This is a genomic window from Saccharopolyspora dendranthemae (genome assembly GCF_007829955.1).
GTDB lineage: Bacteria > Actinomycetota > Actinomycetes > Mycobacteriales > Pseudonocardiaceae > Saccharopolyspora > Saccharopolyspora dendranthemae.
Window position 1 is genome coordinate 415,997 of record NZ_VIWX01000003.1, and the last position, 21,940, is coordinate 437,936.

The following is a 21,940-nucleotide window of genomic DNA, read 5'->3' on the forward strand; positions in this document are numbered from 1 at the left end:
GTTCAACGGTTCCTGGATGACGAGAGCCCCGGACCGTGGGTCCGGGGCTCTGTGAGTGCGGGAGATCAGGCCGCTGCGGGGCGGACGATGATCTCCGTGAGGTGCGAGTCCGGGGTGGCGTGCACGGCCGAGATGATCGGCCGGGCGACGGACTCGGGGCGCAGGTAGCGGTCGGCGTCGAAGGCTCCGCCTTCCTGCTCGCGGACGGTGCGCTGCATGTCCGTCGCGGTCCGGCCGGGGAACACCGAGGTCACGCGCACGCTGTTGGCGGCTTCCTCGGCCCGCAGGACGTCGGCGAACGCGCGCAGCGCGAACTTGCTGGCCGAGTAGGCACCCCAGTTCGGCTTGGGGTTCAGGCCGGAACCGGAGTTCACCAGCACCACGTGCCCCTTCGAGGCGCGCAGCTGCGGCAGCAGCAGGCGGGTGAGCTCGGTGACGGCGAAGAGGTTCACCTCGAAGGTGCGCCGCCAGGAATCGCCGGTGGCGTCGGCGATGGTGCCGAGCTCGACGAGTCCGGCGCAGTGCACCAGGACGTCGACGCGCTCGATGTCGGTCGTGGCGTCGGCCAGCGCGGACTGGTCGGTCAGTTCGACCGGCCACGCGCGGGCGGCACCGGGTAGTTCGTCGATGAGGGACTGGATGGCGTCGGTGTCGCGGCCGCCCAACAACAGGTCATGTGTGTCGGACAGCTCACGCGCGACCGCGGCCCCGATGCCTCGTGAGGCGCCGGTGACCAGGGCAATCGGGCGTTCGGGCATGTCTTTAACGCTACAGGTGGCGCAATTCACCCAGGTCACCGGCCGTCCCCTCGCCCGGTCCGGTCTTGACCGGGTGGGTCGCGGGCGCGTATGCCCTTCCGGTGAGCAGCCCCAACGTCTCCGCTGAGATGCAGAACCGGATCCTGCGCAAGGTCGCGGTCCGGTTGATGCCCTTCCTGTGCCTCCTGTACTTCGTCAACTACCTGGACCGCGTGAACATCGGTTTCGCCGGGCCGAACGGGATGAACGACGAACTGGGCATGACCGCAACGGTCTTCGGCTTCGCCTCGGGGATCTTCTTCCTCGGCTACCTGGTGCTGGAGGTGCCGAGCAACCTCGCCCTGCACCGCTTCGGCGCCCGCAAGTGGCTGGCCCGGATCATGATCACCTGGGGGATCGTCGCCACCGTCATGGCGTTCGTGCCCAACGCGACGACGCTGGTGGCGCTGCGATTCCTGCTGGGCATCGCCGAAGCCGGGTTCTTCCCGGGCATCATCCTGTACCTGACGTACTGGTTCCCCGCCGTGCAGCGGGCGAAAGCGGTCGCGCTGTTCATGGCCGCCGTTCCCGTCTCCAGCGCCATCGGCGCGACGGTGTCCAGCGCGTTGATCAGCAGCGGTCACGGCCTCTTCGGCCTGTCCGGCTGGCGGTTCATGTTCCTGGTCGAAGGCGTGCCGGCGATGCTGCTGGCGGTGGTCACCTGGTTCTACCTGACCGACCGGCCGGAGCAGGCGACGTGGCTCAAGGCCGAGGAGCGCGAGTGGCTGTCCGGTCAGCTGGAAGCCGAGCGGGCCGAGACGGAGTCCGCGCACGCGTGGCCGCTGCGCAAGGCGTTGACGCACCCGCGGATCCTGGCGCTGGCGTTCGTCTACTTCGGCATCGCCTACGGGCTGTACGCGCTGGGCTTCTTCCTGCCCACGATCGTCAAGGGCTTCGAGCAGCAGTACGGGACCGAGCTGTCGACGATGGAAACCGGTCTGGTCACGGCGGTTCCGTACGTGATCGGTGCGGTGACGATGGTGATCTGGGCGGCGCACGGCGACCGCACCCGGGAGCGGGTGTGGCACGTGGCGCTGCCGATGCTGCTCGGCGGCGTGTCCATCCCGATCGCGCTCTACCTGGGCAACCCGTTCATGGCGATGGTGGCGGTGACGATCTGCGCGGTCGGCGTGTGCGCCGCGCTGCCGACGTTCTGGGCGCTGCCGAGCAACTTCCTCGCCGGCGCCGCGGCGGCGGGCGGCATCGCTCTGATCAACTCGCTGGGCAACATCAGCGGTTTCGCCGCCCCGTACATCACCGGAGCCCTGGCCGACGTCACCGGCTCGCAGCGCACCGGCCTCTGGGTCGTCGGCATCGTCATGGTCGCCGCAGCCCTCACGGTCATCGCCCTCCGAGCTGCCCCAGCGCAGCGCCAGGACTGACCTCCGCCCCCGTCTCCCCGGGTGCGGGGCCGAGAACGCAACGAGGGTCCCTGGCCGTGTGGCCGGGGACCCCCGCGCTCGCAAGGTGAGATCAGCCGCGGCCGATCTCACCGCCGTCCTCACGCCAGATCGCCACGACCGACGGGCGCGGCTGCGAGGTGCCGCCGTCCGGCCAGTGCGATCCGGGGTTCTCCGCGCTGTGCCCGTCGATCTCGCCCGGGTGCTGCACCGACACGGTCACCAGCTTGTCGCGCACCACGGGCCCGCAGGTCTCGGCGCCCTTGGGCACGGTCAGGAACTGCTTCACGAAACCGCGCTCCGGCCCGTCGACCGGCACCGCGAACAGTCCGTCGTTGGAGTCCAGCTCGTTGCCGTCGGTGGAGATCCACAGGTTCCCGTGGCGGTCGAAGGCCACGTTGTCCGGGCACGAGATCGGGCTGACCTGGGTCTTGTCGAACCCGCCGAAGTAGGTGCCCGCGTCGTTCGGATCACCGCACACCAGCAGCAGCTTCCAGCCGAAGCGGGTGCCCGTGGTGTCGTCGTCGACCTCGAGCACGTGACCGTGCTTGTTGCCGACGCGCGGGTTCGCCTCGTCCGGAGCGGCGTTGCCCTCGCTGCCGCGGTTGGTGTTGTTGGTCAGCGCGCAGTAGACCTTGCCGTTGACCGGGTTGGGCTGGATGTCCTCGGGCCGGTCCATCTTCGTCGCGCCCACCGCGTCGGCGGCCAGCCGCGTGAAGACGTAGACCTCCTCGGCGGTGAAGCCCGGGACGAACGACTCCTTCCCGCTGGCCAGCGGGATCCACTCGCCGATGCCGTCGAACTCGCCGTCGGCGGGCAGCTTCCCGGTCCCGTCGATCTCGCTCGCCGGGCTGTTGCCGGTGAACTTCGCGACGTAGAGCGTGCCGTCGTCGAGCAGGGTCATGTTGTGCCTGCGCGCCAAAGCGCTGGTGCCCTGCTTGACCTTGCCGTGGGAGACGAACTTGTAGATGTAGTCGAAGCGCTCGTCGTCACCGGTGTAGGCCACCGCGCGGCCGTCGTCGGCGATCTGGATCGCCGCGCCCTCGTGCTTGAAGCGGCCGAGGCCGGTGTGCTTGACCGGGGTGGAGGACGGGTCGTGCGGGTCGATCTCGACGATCCAGCCGAACCGGTTGACCTCGTTGGGCTCCTGCGCGATGTCCCAGCGCTTGTCGAAGCGCTCCCACTTGCGGGTGCTGGCCTTGCCTTCGATGCCGTAGCGGCCGAGGCGCTCCTTGGCGACCGGGTCGGTGATCGCGTCGGCGTTGGCGAAGTACTGGTTGAAGTTCTCCTCGCCGGACAGGATCGTGCCCCACGGCGTCAGGCTGCCCGCGCAGTTGTTCTGGGTGCCGAAGGCGGTCGTGCCGGTCGGGTCGACCGAGGTCTTCAGCAGGTCGCTGCCCGCGGCGGGCCCGCGCAGCTCGAACGGCGTGTTGAGGCTGATGCGCCGGTTGTAGCGGCTGGGCGCCGGGGTGAGGCTGCCGTCGTCCTGGCGCTTGACGAGCACCACCGACAGACCGTGCGCGGCCCAGGCGATGCGGGCCTGCTCCTCGGTGGGGTTGTTCTCGTCGTAGCCGAGGAACATGTGCTCCTCGGTGGTGTACTCGTGGTTGCACACCAGCAGGTGCTCGGAACCGGTGCGGTCCAGCGCGATGAGCTCGGCGAAGTCGTTGTTGTAGCCGAACTGCTTCTCCTGCGCGGCCGCGCTCTGGTGGGCGAAGTCGAATTCGGGCGCGCCTTCGACGACCGGATCGCCCCAGCGGATCACCACGCCCTGCCGGTAGCCGTCGGCGATGACCACGGCGTCCTCGGTGTTGGGCGCGACGGGCGCGAAGTCGGTGCCGGGTACGGCGCCTCGGGCCGGCGCGGGCCCGGGTGCGGCAGCGGCGGTGCCGTTGAGCACGGCGGCGCCGCCGACGGTCAGCGCGAGCGCGCCGGTGGCCTTGAGCGCGCCTCGGCGGCTGAGCACGGACTCGACGATGTCACCGAAGTAGGCGTTGCCGGAGGTGTTCGGCGCCTCGTGCTGGCAGGCGTTGCCGCAGCGGTACTTGCAGGTGATCGAGGAACGGCCGGCGCTGTGGTGGGATGCGAGAGGGAGCGGGATGACCCGCCCGCTGTCCGGTCGGGAAGACAAGCGGACCTCCATGGGATTGGTCGGAACACTCGAACGCTAGTCAGATCGGGCGATGTCCCCGGTACATCCGGGTGAACAAGAACCGAACAAGCAACGCAGAGTCGTCTACACCCCGCCGGGAGTCCGTGCTGCCAGCCCTCGGCGCGGGCACCCGCCGCACCAAGTCCCAGTTTTAGTCATAACTGAGCCATGATCATGTCCGAAATGTCGGCTCAGTTTGGACTAAAACTGGGACCGGGTGACGTCCGGGTCCTCGTCACCAGCCGCTGAGTCACGGGGATTCGGGACGTCGAGAACCGCGAGACCGGCACGTGGCCGTGCCGGTCTCGCGGTGCCGGGATGTCGTCGTGGTGGGCTCTGCGATCAGCGCCAGACCGCGACCACCGAGGGGCGGGGTTGGGTGGTTCCTCCGTCGGGCCAGTGGCTGGCGGGGTTGTCGGCGTTGGCGCCGTCCAGCTCGCCCGGGTGTTGCGCGGATACCAGGACCAGGTCGTCCTCGATCACCGGGCCGCAGGCCTCGGCGCCTCGGGGGACGCTCAGGAACTGCTTGACGTGCCCGCGTTCCGGACCTTCCAGCGGGACGGCGTAGAGGCCGTCGTTGAAGCCGAGCGCGGCGCTGGAGTCGGTGGTGATCCAGAGGTTGCCCTGGCTGTCGAAGGCGACGTTGTCCGGGCAGGTGATCGGGCTGACCTGCGACTTGTCGTACCCGCCGAAGTAGGTCGACGGGTCGGCGGGATCACCGCAGACCAGCAGCAGCCGCCAGCTGAACCGCACGCCTGCCGGGTCGTCGTCGAGCTCCAGGACCTGGCCGTGCTTGTTGGTGTTGCGCGGGTTCGGTTCGTCGGCGGGCGTTTCGCCTTCGGTGCCGCGATCGGAGTTGTTGGTCAGCGCCGCGTAGACGCGCCCGGTCGTGGGGTGCGGTTGCACGTCCTCGGGCCGGTCCATCTTGGTGGCGCCGGCCTCGTCGGCGGCCAGGCGGGCGAAGACGTAGACCTCTTCGGCGCTCATCCCCTCGACGAAGCTGGTGTCGTTGTGGGCCAGCGGGATCCACTCGCCGACGCCGTCGAACTCGCCGTCGGAGGGCAGTTTTCCGGTCCCGTCGATCTCGGTCGGGTTGTCACCGGTGAACTTCGCGACGAAGAGGGTCCCGGAGTCCAGCAGCGACATGTTGTGCCTGCGGGCGAGTCCGGTGCTGCCGGGCTTCATCTTCTCGTCGGAGACGAACCGGTACAGGTACTCGAACTTCTCGTCGTCGCCCATGTACGCCGCGACGCGGCCGTCGTCGAGGAGCCGGATGTTGGCGCCCTCGTGCTTGAAGCGGCCGAGCGCGGTGTGCTTGACCGGGGTGGAGGACGGATCGTGCGGGTCGACCTCGACGATCCAGCCGAACCTGTTGGGCTCGTTGACCTGCTGGGCCAGGTCCCAGCGCGAGTCGAACCGCTCCCACTTGCGGTCGGTCGCACCACCGGAGACCCCGTAGCGCGCCAGGCGTTGCCGGGTGGCGGGATCGGTGACGCCGTCGGCGTGGGCGAAGTACTGGTGGAAGTTCTCCTCGCCGGACAGGATCGTGCCCCACGGAGTGACACCGCCGGAGCAGTTGTTCATGGTGCCCAGCGACCGCGTTCCGGTGGCGTCCGCGGGGGTTTTCAGCAGGTCGCTCCCGGCAGCGGGTCCGCGCAGCTCGAACGGGGTGTTGAGGGTGATCCGCCGGTTCAGCGGGTCGATCACCGGTTTCCGGTCCTCCAGCACTACGACTGAAAGCCCGTGCGCGGCCCAGGAGATCTTCGCCTGCTGCTCGGTCGGGTTCTCCGGGTCGTAGCCGCGGAAGACGAACTCCTCGGTCACGTACTCGTGGTTGTTGACCATCAGCCTGCGCCCGTCGGGCAGCGGCAGCAGCGCGCAGAAGTCGTTGTTGTAGCCGAACTGGCGCTCCTGCGCTTCCGGGGTCTGGGCGTCGAAGTCGAATTCCGGGGCCCCGGGCAGGATCGGGTCGCCCCAGCGGATCACGATCTCCTGCTGGAACCCCTCCGGGATCACCACGGCGTCCTCGGTGTTGGGCTGGATCGGGACGAAGTCCAGACCCGGTGCGGCAGCGGCTTCGCGGGAGGCGAGCGCTGGGACGGCGAGCGCGGCGGAGGCCACCGCGCCGGCCTTCAGCAGGCCGCGGCGGCTGAGGACCTGACCCAGGACCTGCCCGAAGTAGGCGTTGTCCGAGTTGTTCGGGGGATGTTCGGCGCATTGGTCACCGCACCGGTACCGGCAGGTAACGCGGGCACGTCCGCCGGCGTTGAGCAGCGGCAGGAATCGACGTTCGGGAGACACGGGGACCTCCAGGCTGTTCGAGAACGGCTTGGAGCGTAAGCGAAAGTGACCAGCGCGCAACCTCTTGGCGAACAATGGGCGAACGCGAGGAGGGGCGTGCGGATTTCAGATCCGCACGCCCCTCCGCTCCGTCCGATCAGACCTCTTCGCCCACCACGGCGGCTTCGGCCGGGACCTGGTGCCGGTCGGCCTTGGTGCGGAGGTCGGTGACCAGCAGCAGCGCGGCGATCACGCACAGGGCCGCGCCGACGCCGAACGGCGCGTGGTCGGAGCCGAACCAGGTGGCGACGTGGCCGACCAGGGTGGCGGCCGCGGCGCCGCCGAGCCAGCGGCAGAAGTTGTACCCGGCGCTGGCGACCGGCCGCGGCGCGTCGCTGACGCTCATCGCCGAGCCGGTGAACAGCGTGTTGAGCAGGCCCGAGGCCAGGCCGCTGAGGATCACGCCGACGACCACGACGGGCTTCGTGCCGAACGCCATGACGCCGAGGATCACCGCGTAGAGCAGCACGGCGATGATGGTGCCGCCGACCTCGCCGAAGCGGGCCGCGAGCTTCGGCGCGAGCGTCACGCCCGCGACCGCGACGCACAGGCCCCAGCCGAAGAACACCAGACCGACGGCGATCGCGCCGAATTCCAGCACGAACGGCGACCAGGCCAGCACGATGAAGAAGCTGGCGGTGTAGAACGCCGAGCCCAGCGAGGTGCGCAGCAGTCCGCCGTGCTTGAGCGCCTTGATCGGATCGAGGATGCCGATCTTGGCGCGGGTCGAGCGGTCGCCGTCCTTGGGCAGGAAACCGGCGGAGAGGATCAGCGCGACGGCCATCAGCGCGGCGGTGCCCGCGAACGGGCCGCGCCAGGAGATGTCGCCGAGCAGCGCCCCGAGCAGCGGGCCGGTCGACAGGCCGATGCCCAGCGCCGCCTCGTACAGCAGGACCGCGGCCTGCTGACCGCCCGAGGCGGCGCCGACGATCACCGACAGCGCGGTGGCGATGAAGAACGCGTTGCCCAGGCCCCACACCGCGCGCAGCGCGACGAGCTGGCCGATGGAACCGGCCAGCGCGCACGCGATGGTCGCCAGCACGATCAGCACGAGGCCGGTGACCACCGTGCGCTTCGGCCCGTAGCGGGCGCTGAAGGCGCCGGTGACCAGCATCGCCACGACCTGAACGCCCAGGTAGGACGAGAACAGCAAGGTGACCTGCTCCGGTCCTGCGTTCATCGCCTGGGCGATGGACAGCAGGATCGGATCGACCAGGCCGATGCCCATGAAGGCGATGACCGCCGCGAACGCGGTGATCCACACCGCCTTCGGTTGTCCCTTGAAGACGTCGAGTAACCGAACTTCGTGCCCGGTGCTCATCGCCACGCCACCCCTCATCCACGGCGTCGGCAGCTGCGGTTGCGGCTGCTCCAAGTCAATTCGTTCGCAATGCTAAACAATTCTCTTTAGCAGAACAAACGGACATGAGCAGCGTCACCGCGAATCAGGCATCCTGCGCGTTCCTCGCGGCGGCCGAGACCTCCTCGACCTCGTGGTGCTCCGCGATCGCCGCCAGCAGCACGTTCGCGTACGCGTGCTCGCTGGAGGCCAGGTCGCCGACCATGCGCAGCTGCTCGTCCTGCGGCTGGTCCGCGAAGTCGCCCATGAACAGCCCCACGTCCGTCTCCAGGACCACCGCCATCGCGTCCACGCCGACCAACAGCTGGTCGCCCTCGCGCGCCACCTGCTCGCCGGTGGCCGACTCCAGCCACATCCGCACCGCCGGACCGCACACCGAGTCGTCGGCGACCGCGCGCGCAGCGGTGACGCCGTCCTCGCCGGTCTGCTCCAGCAGCGCCAGCGCGGGCAGCCGGACCACCGGGTCGTCCACCAGCTCCAGCAGCGCGGTCAGCTCCTCGGCCGCCTGCTGCGCACCCCGGTCGCCGATCCAGCTCGCCGCCAGCGCCTCCTGAGCCGGCGGTGGGGAAGCGGCGAACAGCAGCACCGCCAGCTCCGCCGGGGCCAGGCGCAGCGAATCCATGGTCGGCACGTGGAATCCGAACGCCCGCAACGACTCCCGCGCGGCCCACACGCCCGCGGGCAGCAGCTCCACGTAGGTCGTGAACGGGATCTCGGCGCGCTCCTCCTCGGTCGCGGGCCTGGTGCGCAGCGCGTTCATCGACTCCCACTGCTCGACGATCCGGCCCACCAGCTCGTTCACCGGGTTCTGGTCGTCGGCGTCCAGCACGTCGGCGGCCGTGAACGCCACGATCTCCAGCGGGATCGGCTCGCCGGCCCCGTAGAGCACGCTCAGCACCGACTGGACCAGGTCGGGCAGCTTGTCCTCGTCGTCGTCCTCGTCCCCGGCGATCGCGTCGAGCCCCTCGCGGAAGGCGTCGTCGAGCAGCACGAAGCTCTGCCACAGCTTCGTCCACACCAGCTCCGGCTGGGCCAGCAGCGGCGCGGCGATCAGCGTCGGGACCAGCTGGTCGCCGTGGCTCCGCAGCAGCCCGGCGCGCTGCGCCCACTCCAGCAGCAGCCCGGCCGTGCCGGTGTCGCTGCCCAGGGTCGCGGCCAGCTTCTCGGCGTCGCCCTCGCCGGCGTGCTCCACGACCGAGCGGATGCGGTCGATGATCGGAGCGCCCGCCGCGATCTCGCGGTGCGGCTCGTCCTCGGCCAGCTCCACCGGGCTCAGCCACACCTTCGGCTCCGGGGTCGGCTCGGCGGCCTCGCGCGAGGTGATCTCGTCGGCGGTGTCCTGGTCGACGTCGAGCTCACCGGCGTCGACGGCATCGTGGAACGCCTCCACCGCGGCGTCGTCGGAGTCGTCGACTCCCAGCTCCCGCATGGTGATCGTCCAGAACTTGTCCGAACCCCACTCGCTCGGATCGGCCATCGCCCGCAAGTAGGCGGGAGTGGCCGCGTCGACCGCCTCGTGCAGTGCCGACACCGCATCGTTCGAGGTCAGAAGGCGCTCATCGGCGAGGAAATCGAGCCAGCGGTGCAGCAGTTCCGGGGCTGCCGACCAGTCGTCGGTCAGCACCGCCCGCCGTGGCACCACCTCGGTCAGGACTCGCACGAGGTCGTCCTCGCACCAGTGCGCGAGCATCCCGTCCGCGAGGACCTTGTCGTCGAGCAGCAGCTCGAGCAGCTCCGCCGAGCCGAGCTCGGGGTGGCGGCGGGTGAAGCGGTCGATCAGTTCGGCGCAGGCCTCGTCGAAGCGTTCCTGCTCGCCGTGGATGAAGACGGTGCGCATGGCGACCCCATTCGCTCACGTGTGCGGATCTCGTGCCTCAAGGTTAGAGACAACCCGAACCGCATCCGCGGAGCGCGGGCGGGGTCGTGCACTCGTGTCGTGACTCCCCGATCGGGTGATGGCAGCGCGAACCTCGCGGCACGCGCAGGAGCGGGGCGGCCGATCGTGCTCCGGCCGCCCCGCTCCTGGGACCTGCTACTGGACCTTGACCTCGACCTTCCGGGAGGCGGCCGGGTCGCCGCCGGCGTCGCCCTCGCCGTTGACCTGCAGGCGCTCGGCCGGGATCCCGGCCTGCGCGAGCTGGTCGGCGACCGCCTGGGCGCGCGCCTGCGACAGCTCCTTGCTGTCCTTGTCGGAGGTCGTCCCGGACGCGGTGAAGCCCGAGACCTGGAACTTCAGCTCCTGCGGAGCGGTCTTGAGCATCTCGGCGACCTTGGTCACCGTCTGCTTGCCCTGCTCGTTGAGCTCGCTGCTGTCCGGGTCGAACGTGATCGGCGCGCTCTGGTTGAGCTGGTCGAGCTGCCCCTGCAGCTGGGCCTTGGCCTGGTCACCGCCCTGCTCGCCTTCACCCATCCCGCCGGGGGGCTGCTGCTCGCCACCACCGGGCGGCGGCTGCTCGCCGCCTCCGGGCTGCTGCTCGCCACCCGGAGGTGCCGGAGGAGCGGGCATCCCGCCTTCTGGGCCGCCACCGCACCCGGCGAGCAATGCCGACGTGCAAGCGATCACTGCTGCTGCGTATTTGACGTTGGTTCGGCGCATTACCCACCTCGCGGTCCGTGGTGCGTTTCTCGGAGACGGGCCAGATAGTGCGGGTCGATCGGCCCGAATTCGCTCAACCAACGGGCGAGTCCGGGCTCTTTTCACACCATGGAGTTACCACCGTGGTGTGTTCCATCAGGGAAAACGTGGTATTTCTCCGGTCTTCTGGCTGTCCCCTGTGGACAGCTTGACGGACTGGTCACCGACTCGCCACGCGGCGGTAGCGAGCCACCGCGAGCGGGATGAAGACCGCCAGGATCACCAGCGCCGAGAGGATCGAGTACAGCACCGCGTGCTGAGCGGGCCAGCTGTCCGGAGGAGGACCGGTCACCCGCACCGGGTTGCCGTAGAGCTGCCGCAACGCGTCCGAGTACACCGTGATCGGGTTCCACTCGGCGAACGTCCGCAGGGGGCCGGGCATCGACTCCGCGGGGACGAAGGCCGAAGAAACGAACGTCACCGGGAACATCCACAGCAGACCGGCGCTCTGCGCGACCTCGACGCTGCGCGCCACCAGCCCGATGTAGGCCCCGACCCACGACATCGCGAACGAGAACAGCAGCAGGAGACCGAAGGCCAGCATCGCGTCGAGCGCGCTCCCGCGGATCCGCCAGCCGACGATCAGCCCGCACAGCGACATGATGACCACGGTCAGCACGCTGACCAGCAAGTCCGACGTGGTGCGTCCGAGCAGCACCGCCACCCGCGACATCGGCAGTGACCGGAAGCGGTCCATCATCCCCTTCTGCAGGTCGTTGGCCAGGCCGATCACGGTGAAGGCGCTGTTGAACGCCACGGTCTGGACGAAGATCCCGGCGATCAGGAACTCCCGGTACGCCTCGCCGCCGAGGCTGCCGCCGAAGACGTAGGCGAACATCAGCACGAACATGATCGGCTGCGCGGTGCCCGCCAGCAGCAGGTCGGGGTTGCGCTTGATGTTCATCAGGTTCCGCCAGGCCACGACGTTGCTGTCGCGGATGCTCACCGCCAGCGCGTTCATGCCTGCTCCTCCTCGGCGTGCCTGCCCGTCAGTCCCAGGAACACGTCGTCCAGCGTCGGCCGGTGCAGGCCGACGTCGTTGACCGCGACGTTGTCGAGGTCGAGCCGCCGCAAGGCCTCGATGAGCGCCTTCGACCCGGCTTCGACGGCCACCGTGACCCGCCGCAGGGGTTCCTCGACCTGCGGTTCGCCCACGCCGACCTCGCTCAGCACCCGGGTCACCACCGGCAGGTCGTCCGCGTCGTGCACGACCAGCTGCAGGCGCTCGCCGCCGACGCGGGATTTGAGCTGGTCGGCGGTGCCGCTGGCGATGACCTGACCCTGGTCGATGACGGCGATGGAGTCGGCCAGCTGGTCGGCCTCCTCCAGGTACTGGGTGGTCAGCAGCACGGTGGTGCCGTCGGCGACGAGTTCGCCGATGACCTCCCAGGTGTCGAGCCGGCCCCGCGGATCGAGTCCGGTGGTGGGTTCGTCGAGGACGACCACGGCGGGCGAGGCGACCAGCGCGCCCGCCAGGTCCAGCCGGCGGCGCATGCCGCCGGAGTAGCCCTTCGAGGGCCTGTCGGCCGCGTCGGCGAGGTTGAAGCGGTCGATGAGCTGCCGGGCCCGGGCGGAGGCGTTCGAGCGGGACATGCCGTAGAGGCGGCCGACCATGTGGAGGTTCTCGTAGCCGGTGAGGTTCTCGTCGACGGCCGCGTACTGCCCGGAGAGCCCGATCGAGCGGCGCACGGCGTGCGGGTCGGCGAGCACGTCGTGCCCGGCGACGAACGCGCGGCCGGAATCGGGCCGCAGCAGCGTGGTCAGGATCCGGACGGTGGTCGTCTTCCCCGCGCCGTTGGGGCCGAGGAGCCCGAGGACCTCACCGCTGGGGACTTCCAGGTCGATGCCGTTGAGGGCGCGGGTGCGGCCGAAGCTCTTGACCAGTGATTCCGCACGTACTGCGGTCATCTCATCCCCCAGCGTGATATCCGGTTCGCGCCACTGTAGGTCGGCGGGGTGACACAGCGCTCCCGAATTTCCGACAGGGGGATTTTTGCGGACGGGAACGCAGGTCAGGCGGGGTGCGGGGGGAGGGTGGCACGGGTCGCCTCGACAGAAGTTACCGCCAGGTAATACCCTCTTGTTACCGACGAGTAAGGGCTCGTAGCCGGGCCCACCCGCAGCAGCGCGCAAGAGGGAGCCTTCGATGGGCCACTACAAGAGCAACGTCCGAGACCTCGAGTTCAACCTCTTCGAGGTCCTCAAGGTGCAGGAGCGACTGGGCAAGGGCGCTTTCGAGCAGTCCGACCAGGACACCGTCCGCGGCGTGCTTACCGAACTCAACGACCTGGCCACCGGCCCGCTCGCCGAGTCCTTCGTCGAAGGTGACCGCACCCCCGCGCACTTCGACCCGGCCACCCACTCGGTGACCCTGCCCGAGGCTTTCAAGAAGTCCTACCAGCAGGTCATGGACGGTGAGTGGTACCGCCTCGGCCTGCCGGACGAGCTCGGTGGCTACGGCATCCCGCCGACCGTCAACTGGGCCGCAGGTGAGCTGATCCTCGGCGCCAACCCGGCCGTGTACATGTACATGGCGGGCCCGAACTTCGCGACGATCCTCTGGAAGAACGGCACCCCGGAGCAGCAGAAGTGGGCCGAGCTCATGATCGACCGCGGCTGGGGCGCCACCATGGTCCTCACCGAGCCCGACGCGGGCTCCGACGTCGGCGCCGGCCGCACCAAGGCCGTGCAGCAGGAGGACGGCACCTGGCACCTGGACGGCGTGAAGCGCTTCATCACCTCCGCCGACCAGGACATGACCGAGAACATCATGCACCTGGTGCTCGCCCGCCCCGAAGGACCGGGCATCGAGTCCAAGCCCGGCACCAAGGGCCTGAGCCTGTTCCTGCTGCCGAAGTACCACTTCGACGGCGAGACCGGTGAGCCCGGCGAGCGCAACGGCGTCTACGTCACCAACGTCGAGCACAAGATGGGCCTCAACGCCTCCGCCACCTGCGAGGTCACCTTCGGCCAGCACGGCACCCCCGCCAAGGGCTGGCTGCTCGGCGAGGTCCACGACGGCATCGCGCAGATGTTCCAGGTCATCGAGTACGCGCGGATGATGGTCGGCACCAAGGCCATCGCCACCCTCTCGACCGGTTACCTCAACGCCCTCGACTACGCCAAGGAGCGCGTGCAGGGCGCGGACCTGACCCGCAGCACCGACAAGACCGCCCCGCGCGTCACCGTCACCAACCACCCCGACGTGCGCCGCGCGCTGATGCTGCAGAAGTCCTACGCGGAGGGCCTGCGCGCCGTGTACCTCTACACGGCCGACTACCAGGACCAGATCGCCCAGGGCAAGCAGGACGGCACCGACGTCACCCTCGCCGAGGCCGTCAACGACCTGCTGCTGCCCATCGTCAAGGGCGTCGGATCCGAGCGGGCCTACGAGATGCTCACGCACTCGCTGCAGACCCTCGGTGGCTCCGGCTACCTGCAGGACTACCCGATCGAGCAGTACATCCGCGACGCCAAGATCGACAGCCTCTACGAGGGCACCACCGCGATCCAGGCGCAGGACTTCTTCTTCCGCAAGATCGTCCGCAACCAGGGCGCGGCCATCGGCCACATCGCGGGTGAGATCCAGAAGACGCTCGAGGCCACCGACGCCGACGAGCGCCTCAAGGAAGAGCGGGCGCTGGTCACCCGGGCCCTGCAGGACACCCAGGGCCAGCTCGGCACCCTGTTCGAGTTCCTGACCTCCGCCCAGGAGGACATCAAGAACATCTACAAGGTCGGCCAGCACGCCGTGTCGTTCCTGATGTCGGTCGGCGACCTGCTCATCGGCTGGAAGCTGCTGCAGCAGGCCGAGATCGCGCTCGCCGCGCTCGACGCCGGCGCCGGCAAGGACGAGTCGTTCTACCAGGGCAAGGTCGCGGTCGCCCGCTTCTTCGCCAAGAACGTCCTGCCGGAGCTCACCGGCCGTCGCAAGACCATCGAGAACGCCGACAACTCCCTCATGGAGCTCGACGAGTCCGTCTTCTGATCCGGACCCCTCAGAAGAACGCGGGACCCGCGGCGCGCAGCCGCGGGTCCCGCTTCATCTCCAGGCCTGCTCAGCTGAGGCTCCCGTTCCTGGCGGGAGTCGGCGAGGGCGCGGCCGGGACCTCCGCCACCGGCTCCTCGCGGTGGATCGTGGTGCGGGCCGACAGGAACGCCGCGAACAGACCCACCAGCAGGGCCGCCCGGCCCCAGACGCCGATCATCAGCGCCTGCGCCGTGAAACCGTCGTGGATGCCGCTGGGGATGCCCTCGTTGTTCAGGTACAGCCAGCGGAAGACCCCGGTGCACATCGCGAAGTCCGCCAGCAGGTACGCCGCGATCCAGCCCCAGCGCACCTGGACCAGCACGAAGAACGGCAGCAACCACAACGTGTACTGCGGCGAGTGGACCTTGTGCAGCAGCAGGAACCCGCACAGCATCGCCGCCGACACCTGCACCCACGGGTACGTTCCGGTCCGCTCGTACCGCAACCAGCCGATCCAGCACGCCAGCGCGAACGACACCAGCATCAGTCCCGGCGAGACGACGTCTATCGCGTTCTGGAAGCCGTCGTCACCGGTCCAGTTCCGGAAACCCCAGTACCACACCGAGTTCGTGCTGATGTCGACCTGACGCCGGGACTGGAACTCGAACGACGCCGCCCAGCCCTGGAAACCCGCCAGCGCGAACGGGACGTTCACCAGCAGGCCCGTTCCCGCCGCTGAACCGGCCACCCGCAAGGCGCCCCGCCAGTCCTTGCCTCCCTCGGTGAAGACGTACAACATCAGCGGCAGCACGAAGATCGCCGGATACAGCTTCAACGCGAACCCGAGCCCCAGCAGCACCGCGGCCACCGTCGAACGACGCGCCAGCGACTCCCGCCAGCGATGCATCACGAACACCGCCGCCACCGCGCTCGCCACCACCGGCAGATCCCAGTTGTGGAACGCGTAGAGGACCACCGGCGGGCCGATCGCCCACAGCAACGCCCGCCAGCGGCTCAACCGCCCCAGCCACCAGGCCACCGCCAACCCGAACGGCGCCATCAGCAGCGCCGACGAGAGCAGGAACCCGGCGTCGGTGTTCACCAGCAGCGCGCCCGCCCAGATCAGCACGCCGGTCAGCACCGGGTACTCCACGACACCGCCCCACAACGACCCGTCCGAGTCGATGCCCCCGTGCACGTAGGGGAAGACGTGACGATCGATGTCGCGGCCGACCCACAGGTTCTGCACGTCGGAGTAGCAGACGTCGCGATACGAGCGCGACTGGTAGTCCGGGCCGGACCGGCCCCACTCGTTGAACTCCGGCCCGGTGCAACGCGCCTTGTTCGCGTACCCCAACGCCAGAGTCACCGCTGTCAGCAGGCACAGCACCGCCAACGCCGACACAGTCAAGCCCCGCGCGACCTTGATACCGGGCTCCTCTCACCCGGTCATGCCGGGAAACCGCCGTTCAGCTCGCCTTCGAGCGGAGGAATTCGATGTCGGCGGCCTGCCCCTCGCCCGGGGTCTCGACCACCACCGGCGCACCCGCCTTCGACACCACGCCCACCAGGAGCTCAGGATCGATGTTGCCCGAACCGATGTTCGCGTGCCGGTCCCTCGACGAACCGAACGCGTCGCGCGAGTCGTTGAGGTGCACCAGGTCGATCCTGCCGGTGATCGCCTTGACCCGGTCCACCACGTCCAGCAGGTCCTCGCCCGCGGCGTGCGCGTGGCAGGTGTCCAGGCAGAACCCCGCGCCGAACTCGCCCACCGCTTCCCACAACCGGTCGAGCACGTCGAACCGCCGGGCCATCGCGTTCGCGCCGCCCGCGGTGTTCTCGATCAGGATCGGCACCTCGAAACCGCCCTCGGCCGCCTGCCGCTCGAACAGCTTGCGCCAGTTCGCGATGCCCTCGGCCGGGTCGTCGTCCTTGGTGACGTGCCCGCCGTGCACGATCAGCCCCTGCGCGCCGACCTCAGCGGCGGCCTTCGCCTGCTGCGCGACGGACTTCCGCGATGGGATGCGGATCCTGTTGTTCAACGAGGCCACGTTGATCACGTACGGAGCGTGGATGAAGACGGCGACGTCGCTGCCCCGCAGCTGCTCAGCCTGAGGATGCGGCTTCGGCGCCTTCCACCCCTGCGGGTCGGACAGGAAGAACTGCACCACCTCCGCGCCGCGCTCAGCGGCAGCGGTCAGCGGGTCGTCATCGCGAACGTGGGCGCCGATACGCATGGTCCGCAGTCTATTCGTCCGAGTCGTCCGGGCCCGGGATCCGGGGCGAACCGGGCTGTTCCACACTGTGGAACATCAACGGATTTGCCGGATGGCCGCAACCAAAGGCGGTATTCACGCGTTAGGAGCTTTGAGACAGTGTCTCTCGATTCGGAGTCGATCGCGGGAGGGCGAACCATGGGTGCCAGGGGAAACCCCAACCCACTGATCAAACCGAGCGCGCTCCGTCGCACCGTTTCGGCAGGTGTCGCGGGTCTGGCGATCTTCGCGGGCAGCTGCCTGGGAATGGGAACGGCCGCCGCGTCCGAGCCGCTGGTCGTCGATCACCCCATCGCCATCGTCTCCGGCGAGGTCGGCCAGCAGATCTCGGTGCTGCCCAAGACGCTCGACTTCAAGGTCAACCAGGCGGTCCTGCTGGCGATGCCGCTGGCGTTCGGGCCCGCCTCCGACGCCGCCGAGCAGTTCGCCGCCAGCGGCCCCATCGCGCTCGGCACCGCCGAGCCCGGTGCCAACTCCTTCTCCGGCCGCGAGATCGCCAAGGCCGCCACGTCGCGCCTGAGCTCCCTCGGCCTGCCCGAGGACAAGGTGGAATCGGTCCGCTTCCACTTCACCAACCTGGTCAGCCTCGGCAACTCGCTCACGGTCAACGCCCCGGAGCCGGACGAGGAGGAGCCCGCTCCGCCGCCGTCCCAGGAGCAGCCGCCGCCGGAGCAGCCCTCGCAGACCCCGCAGCCGCAGCCGGCCCCCGCGCCGGTCGAACCGCCGCCGTCCGCACCCGCCACCAGCCCGGTGCCCACCATGCCCACCGCCAGCGGTGCTCCGGCCGCGGTCAGCATGCTGCCGCCGAGCCTGCGCGGGGCCTCGCTGCCGTGGGCCCAGGCCCGCTACGGCCAGGTGCCCGGCACGGCGCCCGGTATGGCGCCCAACGTCGGTGACCTGGCTCGCCAGGCCCAGGAGCGCCAGCGCGTGCAGGACGAGCAGGACGAGATCCGCGCCGCCGGCCAGGCAGAAGCCCTCCCGACCGAGGTCTCCGAGCGAGTGGCCCTCCCGGTCCTCATCGCCGCTGTCTCGTTGGCGGTAGTCACGGCAGCCCTAGTCCGCACCTGGGTTCTTCGTCGTCATTGACCTCGGGTTTTACAGCTCCGTGGTCGCTTTGCGGGGCGGTGCGGGTAGCGGAACCTGAGCGGCTCTCTGGCTCCGGGATCCGCGACTTGAGTATGAGTGGATACGCGGCGCTGCGGCTGTCCTCACCAGAGAGCCGCTCAGAACCCGCGGCGGTGCCGGTTGCTTGCTCGGGGTACTGAGAAAGCACCTTCGGTGCTTGCCTGACGTGGGTTGGTCGCCGGGTGGCGAGCAACCGGCTTCGCCGGTTGCTCGGGGCTTTTGTACCGCTGAGTGGGCCAATCGTTGGAGTGTCGGACCCGCTTGCTAGCCTTGCTGGGTTCGTTGACGCGAACGACCCTCCTGCCACGGAAAGTCCGTGGCCGTGAGTCCACAGGAGGTGAATGGTCTTCATGCGTCACTATGAGCTCATGGTCATCCTGGACCCGAGCCAGGACGAGCGCACCGTCGCTCCGTCCTTGGAGAACTTCCTCAACGTCGTCCGCAACGACGGTGGCACCGTCGAGAAGGTCGATGTCTGGGGCCGTCGTCGGCTGTCCTTCGAGATCAACAAGAACTCCGAGGGCATCTACGTCGTCCTGGACCTCAACGCTGAGCCGGCCACCGTCAAGGAGATGGACCGTCAGCTGAACCTCAACGAGTCGATCCTGCGGACCAAGGTCCAGCGGAAGATCGTTGAGCCCCGCAAGGTCGCGCGCGCCGCCAAGGCCCGTGCCGCCAAGGCGTCTGCCTGATCCAGGTCCGTACCCGCTAACGACCAGACTGGAGTCCCCAGGTCATGGCTGGTGAAACGGTAATCACGGTGGTCGGCAACCTGACCGCCGATCCGGAGCTGCGCTTCACCCCGTCCGGTGCTGCGGTCGCGAACTTCACGATCGCGTCCACGCCGCGGACCTTCGACCGCCAGAGCGGCGAGTGGAAGGACGGCGAAGCGCTGTTCTTGCGCTGCAACATCTGGCGGCAGGCTGCGGAGAACGTGGCCGAGACGCTGACCCGGGGCATGCGGGTGATCGCACAGGGTCGGTTGCGCCAGCGGTCCTTCGAGACCAAGGAAGGCGAGAAGCGCACGGTCGTCGAGCTCGAGGTCGATGACATCGGCCCGGCGCTGCGCTACGCCACCGCCAAGGTCAACAAGGTCAGCCGCGGTGGCGGTGGCGGCGGTTTCGGCGGCGGCAGCAGCGCCCCGTCCGGTCCGCCTGCCGACGACCCGTGGGGTTCGGCCCCGCCGGCGGGATCCGGTGGCGGCTTCAGCGACGAACCGCCGTTCTGACGCTTCGTCGCAGCTAACGCTTAGGAAGTTTTTCGTTCAGGAGGAAGACCCATGGCCAAGGCGCCTGTGCGCAAGCCGAAGAAGAAGGTCTGCGTGTTCTGCAAGGACAAGGCCACGCTGATTGACTACAAGGACACGACGCTGCTGCGGAAGTACATCTCCGACCGCGGCAAGATCCGTGCCCGCCGGGTTACCGGCAACTGCAGCCAGCACCAGCGCGACGTCGCCATCGCGGTGAAGAACGCGCGTGAGATGGCTCTGCTGCCCTACACCTCGACTGCTCGCTGATCAAGAGAAAGGAATCACGTCGTGAAGATCATCCTCACTGCTGACGTGTCCGGTCTCGGCGAGTCCGGCGACATCGTCGAGGTCAAGGACGGTTACGCGCGGAACTACCTGCTGCCCCGCAACGTGGCCATCGTGGCCACCAAGGGTGCGCAGAAGCAGGTGGAGACCATCCGCCGCGTCCAGGAGAACCGCCGCGTGCGGAACCTGGAGCACGCCCACGAGCTCAAGCAGCAGCTGCAGAACCTGGACGCGGTCACGCTGACCGCCAAGGTCTCCCCGCAGGGCAAGCTGTTCGGCTCGATCACCAGCGGCGACGTCGTCGCGGCTGTTCGCAAGGCCGGTGGCCCGAACATCGACAAGCGTTCGGTCTCGCTGCGCGGCCACATCAAGTCGCTGGGCAAGCACATCGTCGATGTGCAGCTGCACCCTGACGTGACGGCCAACGTCAACGTCCAGGTCACCGGCGACAAGTGACCCGGTAGTACCGGACTTCTCACAACGGCATCGCCCGCTCCGGCATTCGTGTGACGGGGTGGGCGATGCCGTGTCCCGGCCGCGCACTGGCGGTCACGATGATCTCTCGCTGATCACGCACCGCTGTTGATTGCGACACGCCGATGGTGGCGACACGCCGGGAGTTTTCCACGGATTTCTTCCACAGCTTATCCGCAGGCTCTGAACTGGGGTTTCTAGTCGATCAAGGCTACTTGTCCCCAAGTTGTCCCCAGTGGCCCGAAACGCTGTCCGGAGTTATCCCCACCTCGGATCAAGCTATCCACAGGTTGTCCCGAGGTTTATCCACAACTTGAGTTGCCTGCTCTATGCGGGCGATCTAACTTCGCGCGCGGACGCCCATGCCTACGGTGAGTCTCAGTACGCACGTGGCGTGGACGCGGGAGGACTAGAAGGTTCGGCCACGTGGGTTGCACGGGCGAGAAGGCTGCTGGCGGAGGAGGTGACGGGGTCCGGTGACGGTTCCCGACGATCGGGAGGACGACCCGTACTTCACCGACAGCGGTGGAGCCCCTGGCGCTGCGAGCACGTTCGAGCGCCAGCCCCCGCAGGATCTGGCGGCCGAGCAGTCCGTGCTCGGCGGCATGATGCTGAGCAAGGACGCGATCGCCGACGTGGTCGAGGCGCTGAGTCCGAGCGACTTCTACCGGCCCGCGCACCAGGCGATCTACGACTGCGTCCTGGACCTCTACGGCCGTGGTGAACCGGCCGACGCGATCACGGTCTCCGCCGAGCTGGAGCGCCGCCAGGAACTGGTCAAGGTCGGCGGTGCTCCCTACCTGCACACGCTGATCTCCACGGTTCCCACGGCCGCGAACGCCGGCTACTACGCGGAGATCGTCTCGGAGAAGGCGATCCTGCGCCGCCTGGTGGAGGCGGGCACCCGCATCGTGCAGCTGGGCTACCACGGCTCGGAGGGCGCGGCGATCGAAGAGGTCGTGGACCGCGCACAGGCGTCGATCTACGACGTCACCGAGCGCAAGGCCAGCGAGGACTACCACGCCCTGGAGGAGCTCCTCCAGCCCACGATGGACGAGATCGACGCGATCGCGTCCCGGGGCGGCGAGTCCCAGGGCATCCCCACCGGCTTCGCGGACCTCGACGCCTTGACCAACGGCCTCCACGCAGGCCAGATGATCATCGTCGCGGCGAGGCCAGGTGTGGGCAAGAGCACACTAGGACTGGATTTTGCCAGGTCAGCGTCCGTGAAGCACGGCATGGCGAGCGTCATCTTCTCGCTGGAGATGGGGCGCACGGAGATCGTGATGCGCATGCTCTCCGCCGAGGCGCGCATCCGCTTGGGCGACATGCGCGGTGGCCGCATGACCGACGACGACTGGACCCGGCTGGCCCGCCGGATGAGCGAGATCAGCGAAGCGCCGATCTACGTCGACGACTCGCCGAACCTGACGATGATGGAGATCCGCGCGAAGGCCCGGCGTCTCAAGCAGCGTCACGACATCCAGCTCATCGTCGTGGACTACATGCAGCTGATGACCTCGGGCAAGCGCGTCGAGTCCCGTCAGCAGGAGGTCTCGGAGTTCTCCCGAAACCTCAAGCTGCTGGCCAAGGAGCTCGAAGTGCCGCTGGTCGCGATCTCCCAGCTCAACCGAGGTCCGGAACAGCGAACGGACAAGAAGCCGCAGCTCTCCGACCTGCGCGAATCCGGTTCGCTGGAGCAGGACGCGGACATGGTGATCCTGATCCACCGCCCCGACGCCTTCGAACGCGATGACCCGCGCATGGGCGAGGCGGACCTGATGGTCGCCAAGCACCGTGCCGGCCCCACGGCCACGATCACGGTCGCCCACCAGCTCCACTACAGCCGTTTCGTCGACATGGCCCAGGAGTAGTCA

18 protein-coding genes are annotated in these 21,940 nt (G+C 68.7%); 8 read left to right on the forward strand and 10 right to left on the reverse strand.

What is annotated here, in order from left to right; translation table 11 throughout:
- Positions 1-65: 65 nt before the first annotated feature.
- On the reverse strand, positions 66-758 hold the full coding sequence (locus FHU35_RS17115) for an SDR family oxidoreductase (RefSeq protein WP_145740821.1): 693 nt from the start codon (positions 756-758) through the stop codon (positions 66-68).
- Between the two features lie 128 nt (positions 759-886).
- Between FHU35_RS17115 and FHU35_RS17120 the strand changes: the two genes are divergently transcribed.
- Positions 887-2,179 (forward strand): MFS transporter, encoded by a 1,293-nt coding sequence (locus FHU35_RS17120; RefSeq protein WP_186459497.1) that lies wholly within the window; start codon positions 887-889, stop codon positions 2,177-2,179.
- 91 nt (positions 2,180-2,270) lie between these two features.
- Here the strand turns inward: FHU35_RS17120 and FHU35_RS17125 are convergent, their stop codons facing one another.
- The 7 genes from FHU35_RS17125 to FHU35_RS17155 all read right to left on the reverse strand — a co-directional run bounded on the left by FHU35_RS17125 (position 2,271) and on the right by FHU35_RS17155 (position 12,592).
- On the reverse strand, positions 2,271-4,328 hold the full coding sequence (locus FHU35_RS17125) for a PhoX family protein (RefSeq protein ID WP_246110369.1): 2,058 nt from the start codon (positions 4,326-4,328) through the stop codon (positions 2,271-2,273).
- Positions 4,329-4,691: 363 nt separating this feature from the next.
- Complete coding sequence (locus tag FHU35_RS17130) at positions 4,692-6,650, reverse strand: PhoX family protein (RefSeq protein WP_186459471.1); 1,959 nt, start codon at positions 6,648-6,650, stop codon at positions 4,692-4,694.
- Between the two features lie 136 nt (positions 6,651-6,786).
- On the reverse strand, positions 6,787-8,010 hold the full coding sequence (locus FHU35_RS17135) for an MFS transporter (RefSeq protein WP_145740827.1): 1,224 nt from the start codon (positions 8,008-8,010) through the stop codon (positions 6,787-6,789).
- Positions 8,011-8,134: 124 nt separating this feature from the next.
- Entirely contained in the window at positions 8,135-9,886 is a 1,752-nt protein-coding gene (locus FHU35_RS17140; protein ID WP_145740830.1) for a hypothetical protein, read from the reverse strand.
- A 195-nt stretch (positions 9,887-10,081) separates the two neighbouring features.
- On the reverse strand, positions 10,082-10,612 hold the full coding sequence (locus FHU35_RS17145; RefSeq protein WP_145740834.1) for an OmpA family protein: 531 nt from the start codon (positions 10,610-10,612) through the stop codon (positions 10,082-10,084).
- Positions 10,613-10,844: 232 nt separating this feature from the next.
- Complete coding sequence (locus FHU35_RS17150) at positions 10,845-11,645, reverse strand: ABC transporter permease (RefSeq protein WP_145740836.1); 801 nt, start codon at positions 11,643-11,645, stop codon at positions 10,845-10,847.
- Positions 11,642-12,592, reverse strand: a complete 951-nt coding sequence (locus FHU35_RS17155; protein ID WP_145740838.1) for an ATP-binding cassette domain-containing protein — start codon at positions 12,590-12,592, stop codon at positions 11,642-11,644. The genes FHU35_RS17150 and FHU35_RS17155 overlap by 4 nt, the downstream gene beginning before the upstream one ends.
- A gap of 238 nt (positions 12,593-12,830) precedes the next feature.
- On the opposite strand from FHU35_RS17155, the gene FHU35_RS17160 reads away from it, so the two are divergent.
- Positions 12,831-14,672: an acyl-CoA dehydrogenase gene (locus tag FHU35_RS17160; RefSeq protein ID WP_145740840.1), complete on the forward strand. Its 1,842-nt coding sequence runs from the start codon at positions 12,831-12,833 to the stop codon at positions 14,670-14,672.
- Positions 14,673-14,742: 70 nt separating this feature from the next.
- Here FHU35_RS17160 and FHU35_RS17165 read toward each other — a convergent pair whose 3' ends face one another.
- Both FHU35_RS17165 and FHU35_RS17170 read right to left on the reverse strand, forming a co-directional pair.
- The gene (locus FHU35_RS17165; protein ID WP_145741487.1) at positions 14,743-16,059 is read right to left on the reverse strand and encodes a glycosyltransferase family 87 protein; all 1,317 of its coding nucleotides are present in this window, start codon (positions 16,057-16,059) and stop codon (positions 14,743-14,745) included.
- A gap of 64 nt (positions 16,060-16,123) precedes the next feature.
- Complete coding sequence (locus FHU35_RS17170; protein WP_145740842.1) at positions 16,124-16,891, reverse strand: deoxyribonuclease IV; 768 nt, start codon at positions 16,889-16,891, stop codon at positions 16,124-16,126.
- A 177-nt stretch (positions 16,892-17,068) separates the two neighbouring features.
- Between FHU35_RS17170 and FHU35_RS30200 the strand changes: the two genes are divergently transcribed.
- The 6 genes from FHU35_RS30200 to dnaB all read left to right on the forward strand — a co-directional run bounded on the left by FHU35_RS30200 (position 17,069) and on the right by dnaB (position 21,937).
- Positions 17,069-18,016 carry a hypothetical protein gene (locus FHU35_RS30200; RefSeq protein ID WP_145740845.1) on the forward strand — a complete coding sequence of 316 codons (948 nt, stop codon included), beginning with the start codon at positions 17,069-17,071 and terminating at the stop codon, positions 18,014-18,016.
- Positions 18,017-18,396: 380 nt separating this feature from the next.
- A complete protein-coding gene (rpsF, locus tag FHU35_RS17180; protein ID WP_246110371.1) occupies positions 18,397-18,747 on the forward strand; it encodes a 30S ribosomal protein S6 in 351 nt (116 codons plus the stop codon).
- Positions 18,748-18,791: 44 nt separating this feature from the next.
- Positions 18,792-19,283 (forward strand): single-stranded DNA-binding protein, encoded by a 492-nt coding sequence (locus FHU35_RS17185; protein WP_145740849.1) that lies wholly within the window; start codon positions 18,792-18,794, stop codon positions 19,281-19,283.
- A gap of 51 nt (positions 19,284-19,334) precedes the next feature.
- On the forward strand, positions 19,335-19,571 hold the full coding sequence (rpsR, locus tag FHU35_RS17190; protein ID WP_093419808.1) for a 30S ribosomal protein S18: 237 nt from the start codon (positions 19,335-19,337) through the stop codon (positions 19,569-19,571).
- 21 nt (positions 19,572-19,592) lie between these two features.
- A complete protein-coding gene (rplI, locus tag FHU35_RS17195) occupies positions 19,593-20,045 on the forward strand; it encodes a 50S ribosomal protein L9 (RefSeq protein ID WP_145740851.1) in 453 nt (150 codons plus the stop codon).
- A gap of 494 nt (positions 20,046-20,539) precedes the next feature.
- Positions 20,540-21,937: a replicative DNA helicase gene (gene dnaB / locus FHU35_RS17200; protein WP_145740852.1), complete on the forward strand. Its 1,398-nt coding sequence runs from the start codon at positions 20,540-20,542 to the stop codon at positions 21,935-21,937.
- The last annotated feature ends 3 nt before the right edge of the window (positions 21,938-21,940 follow it).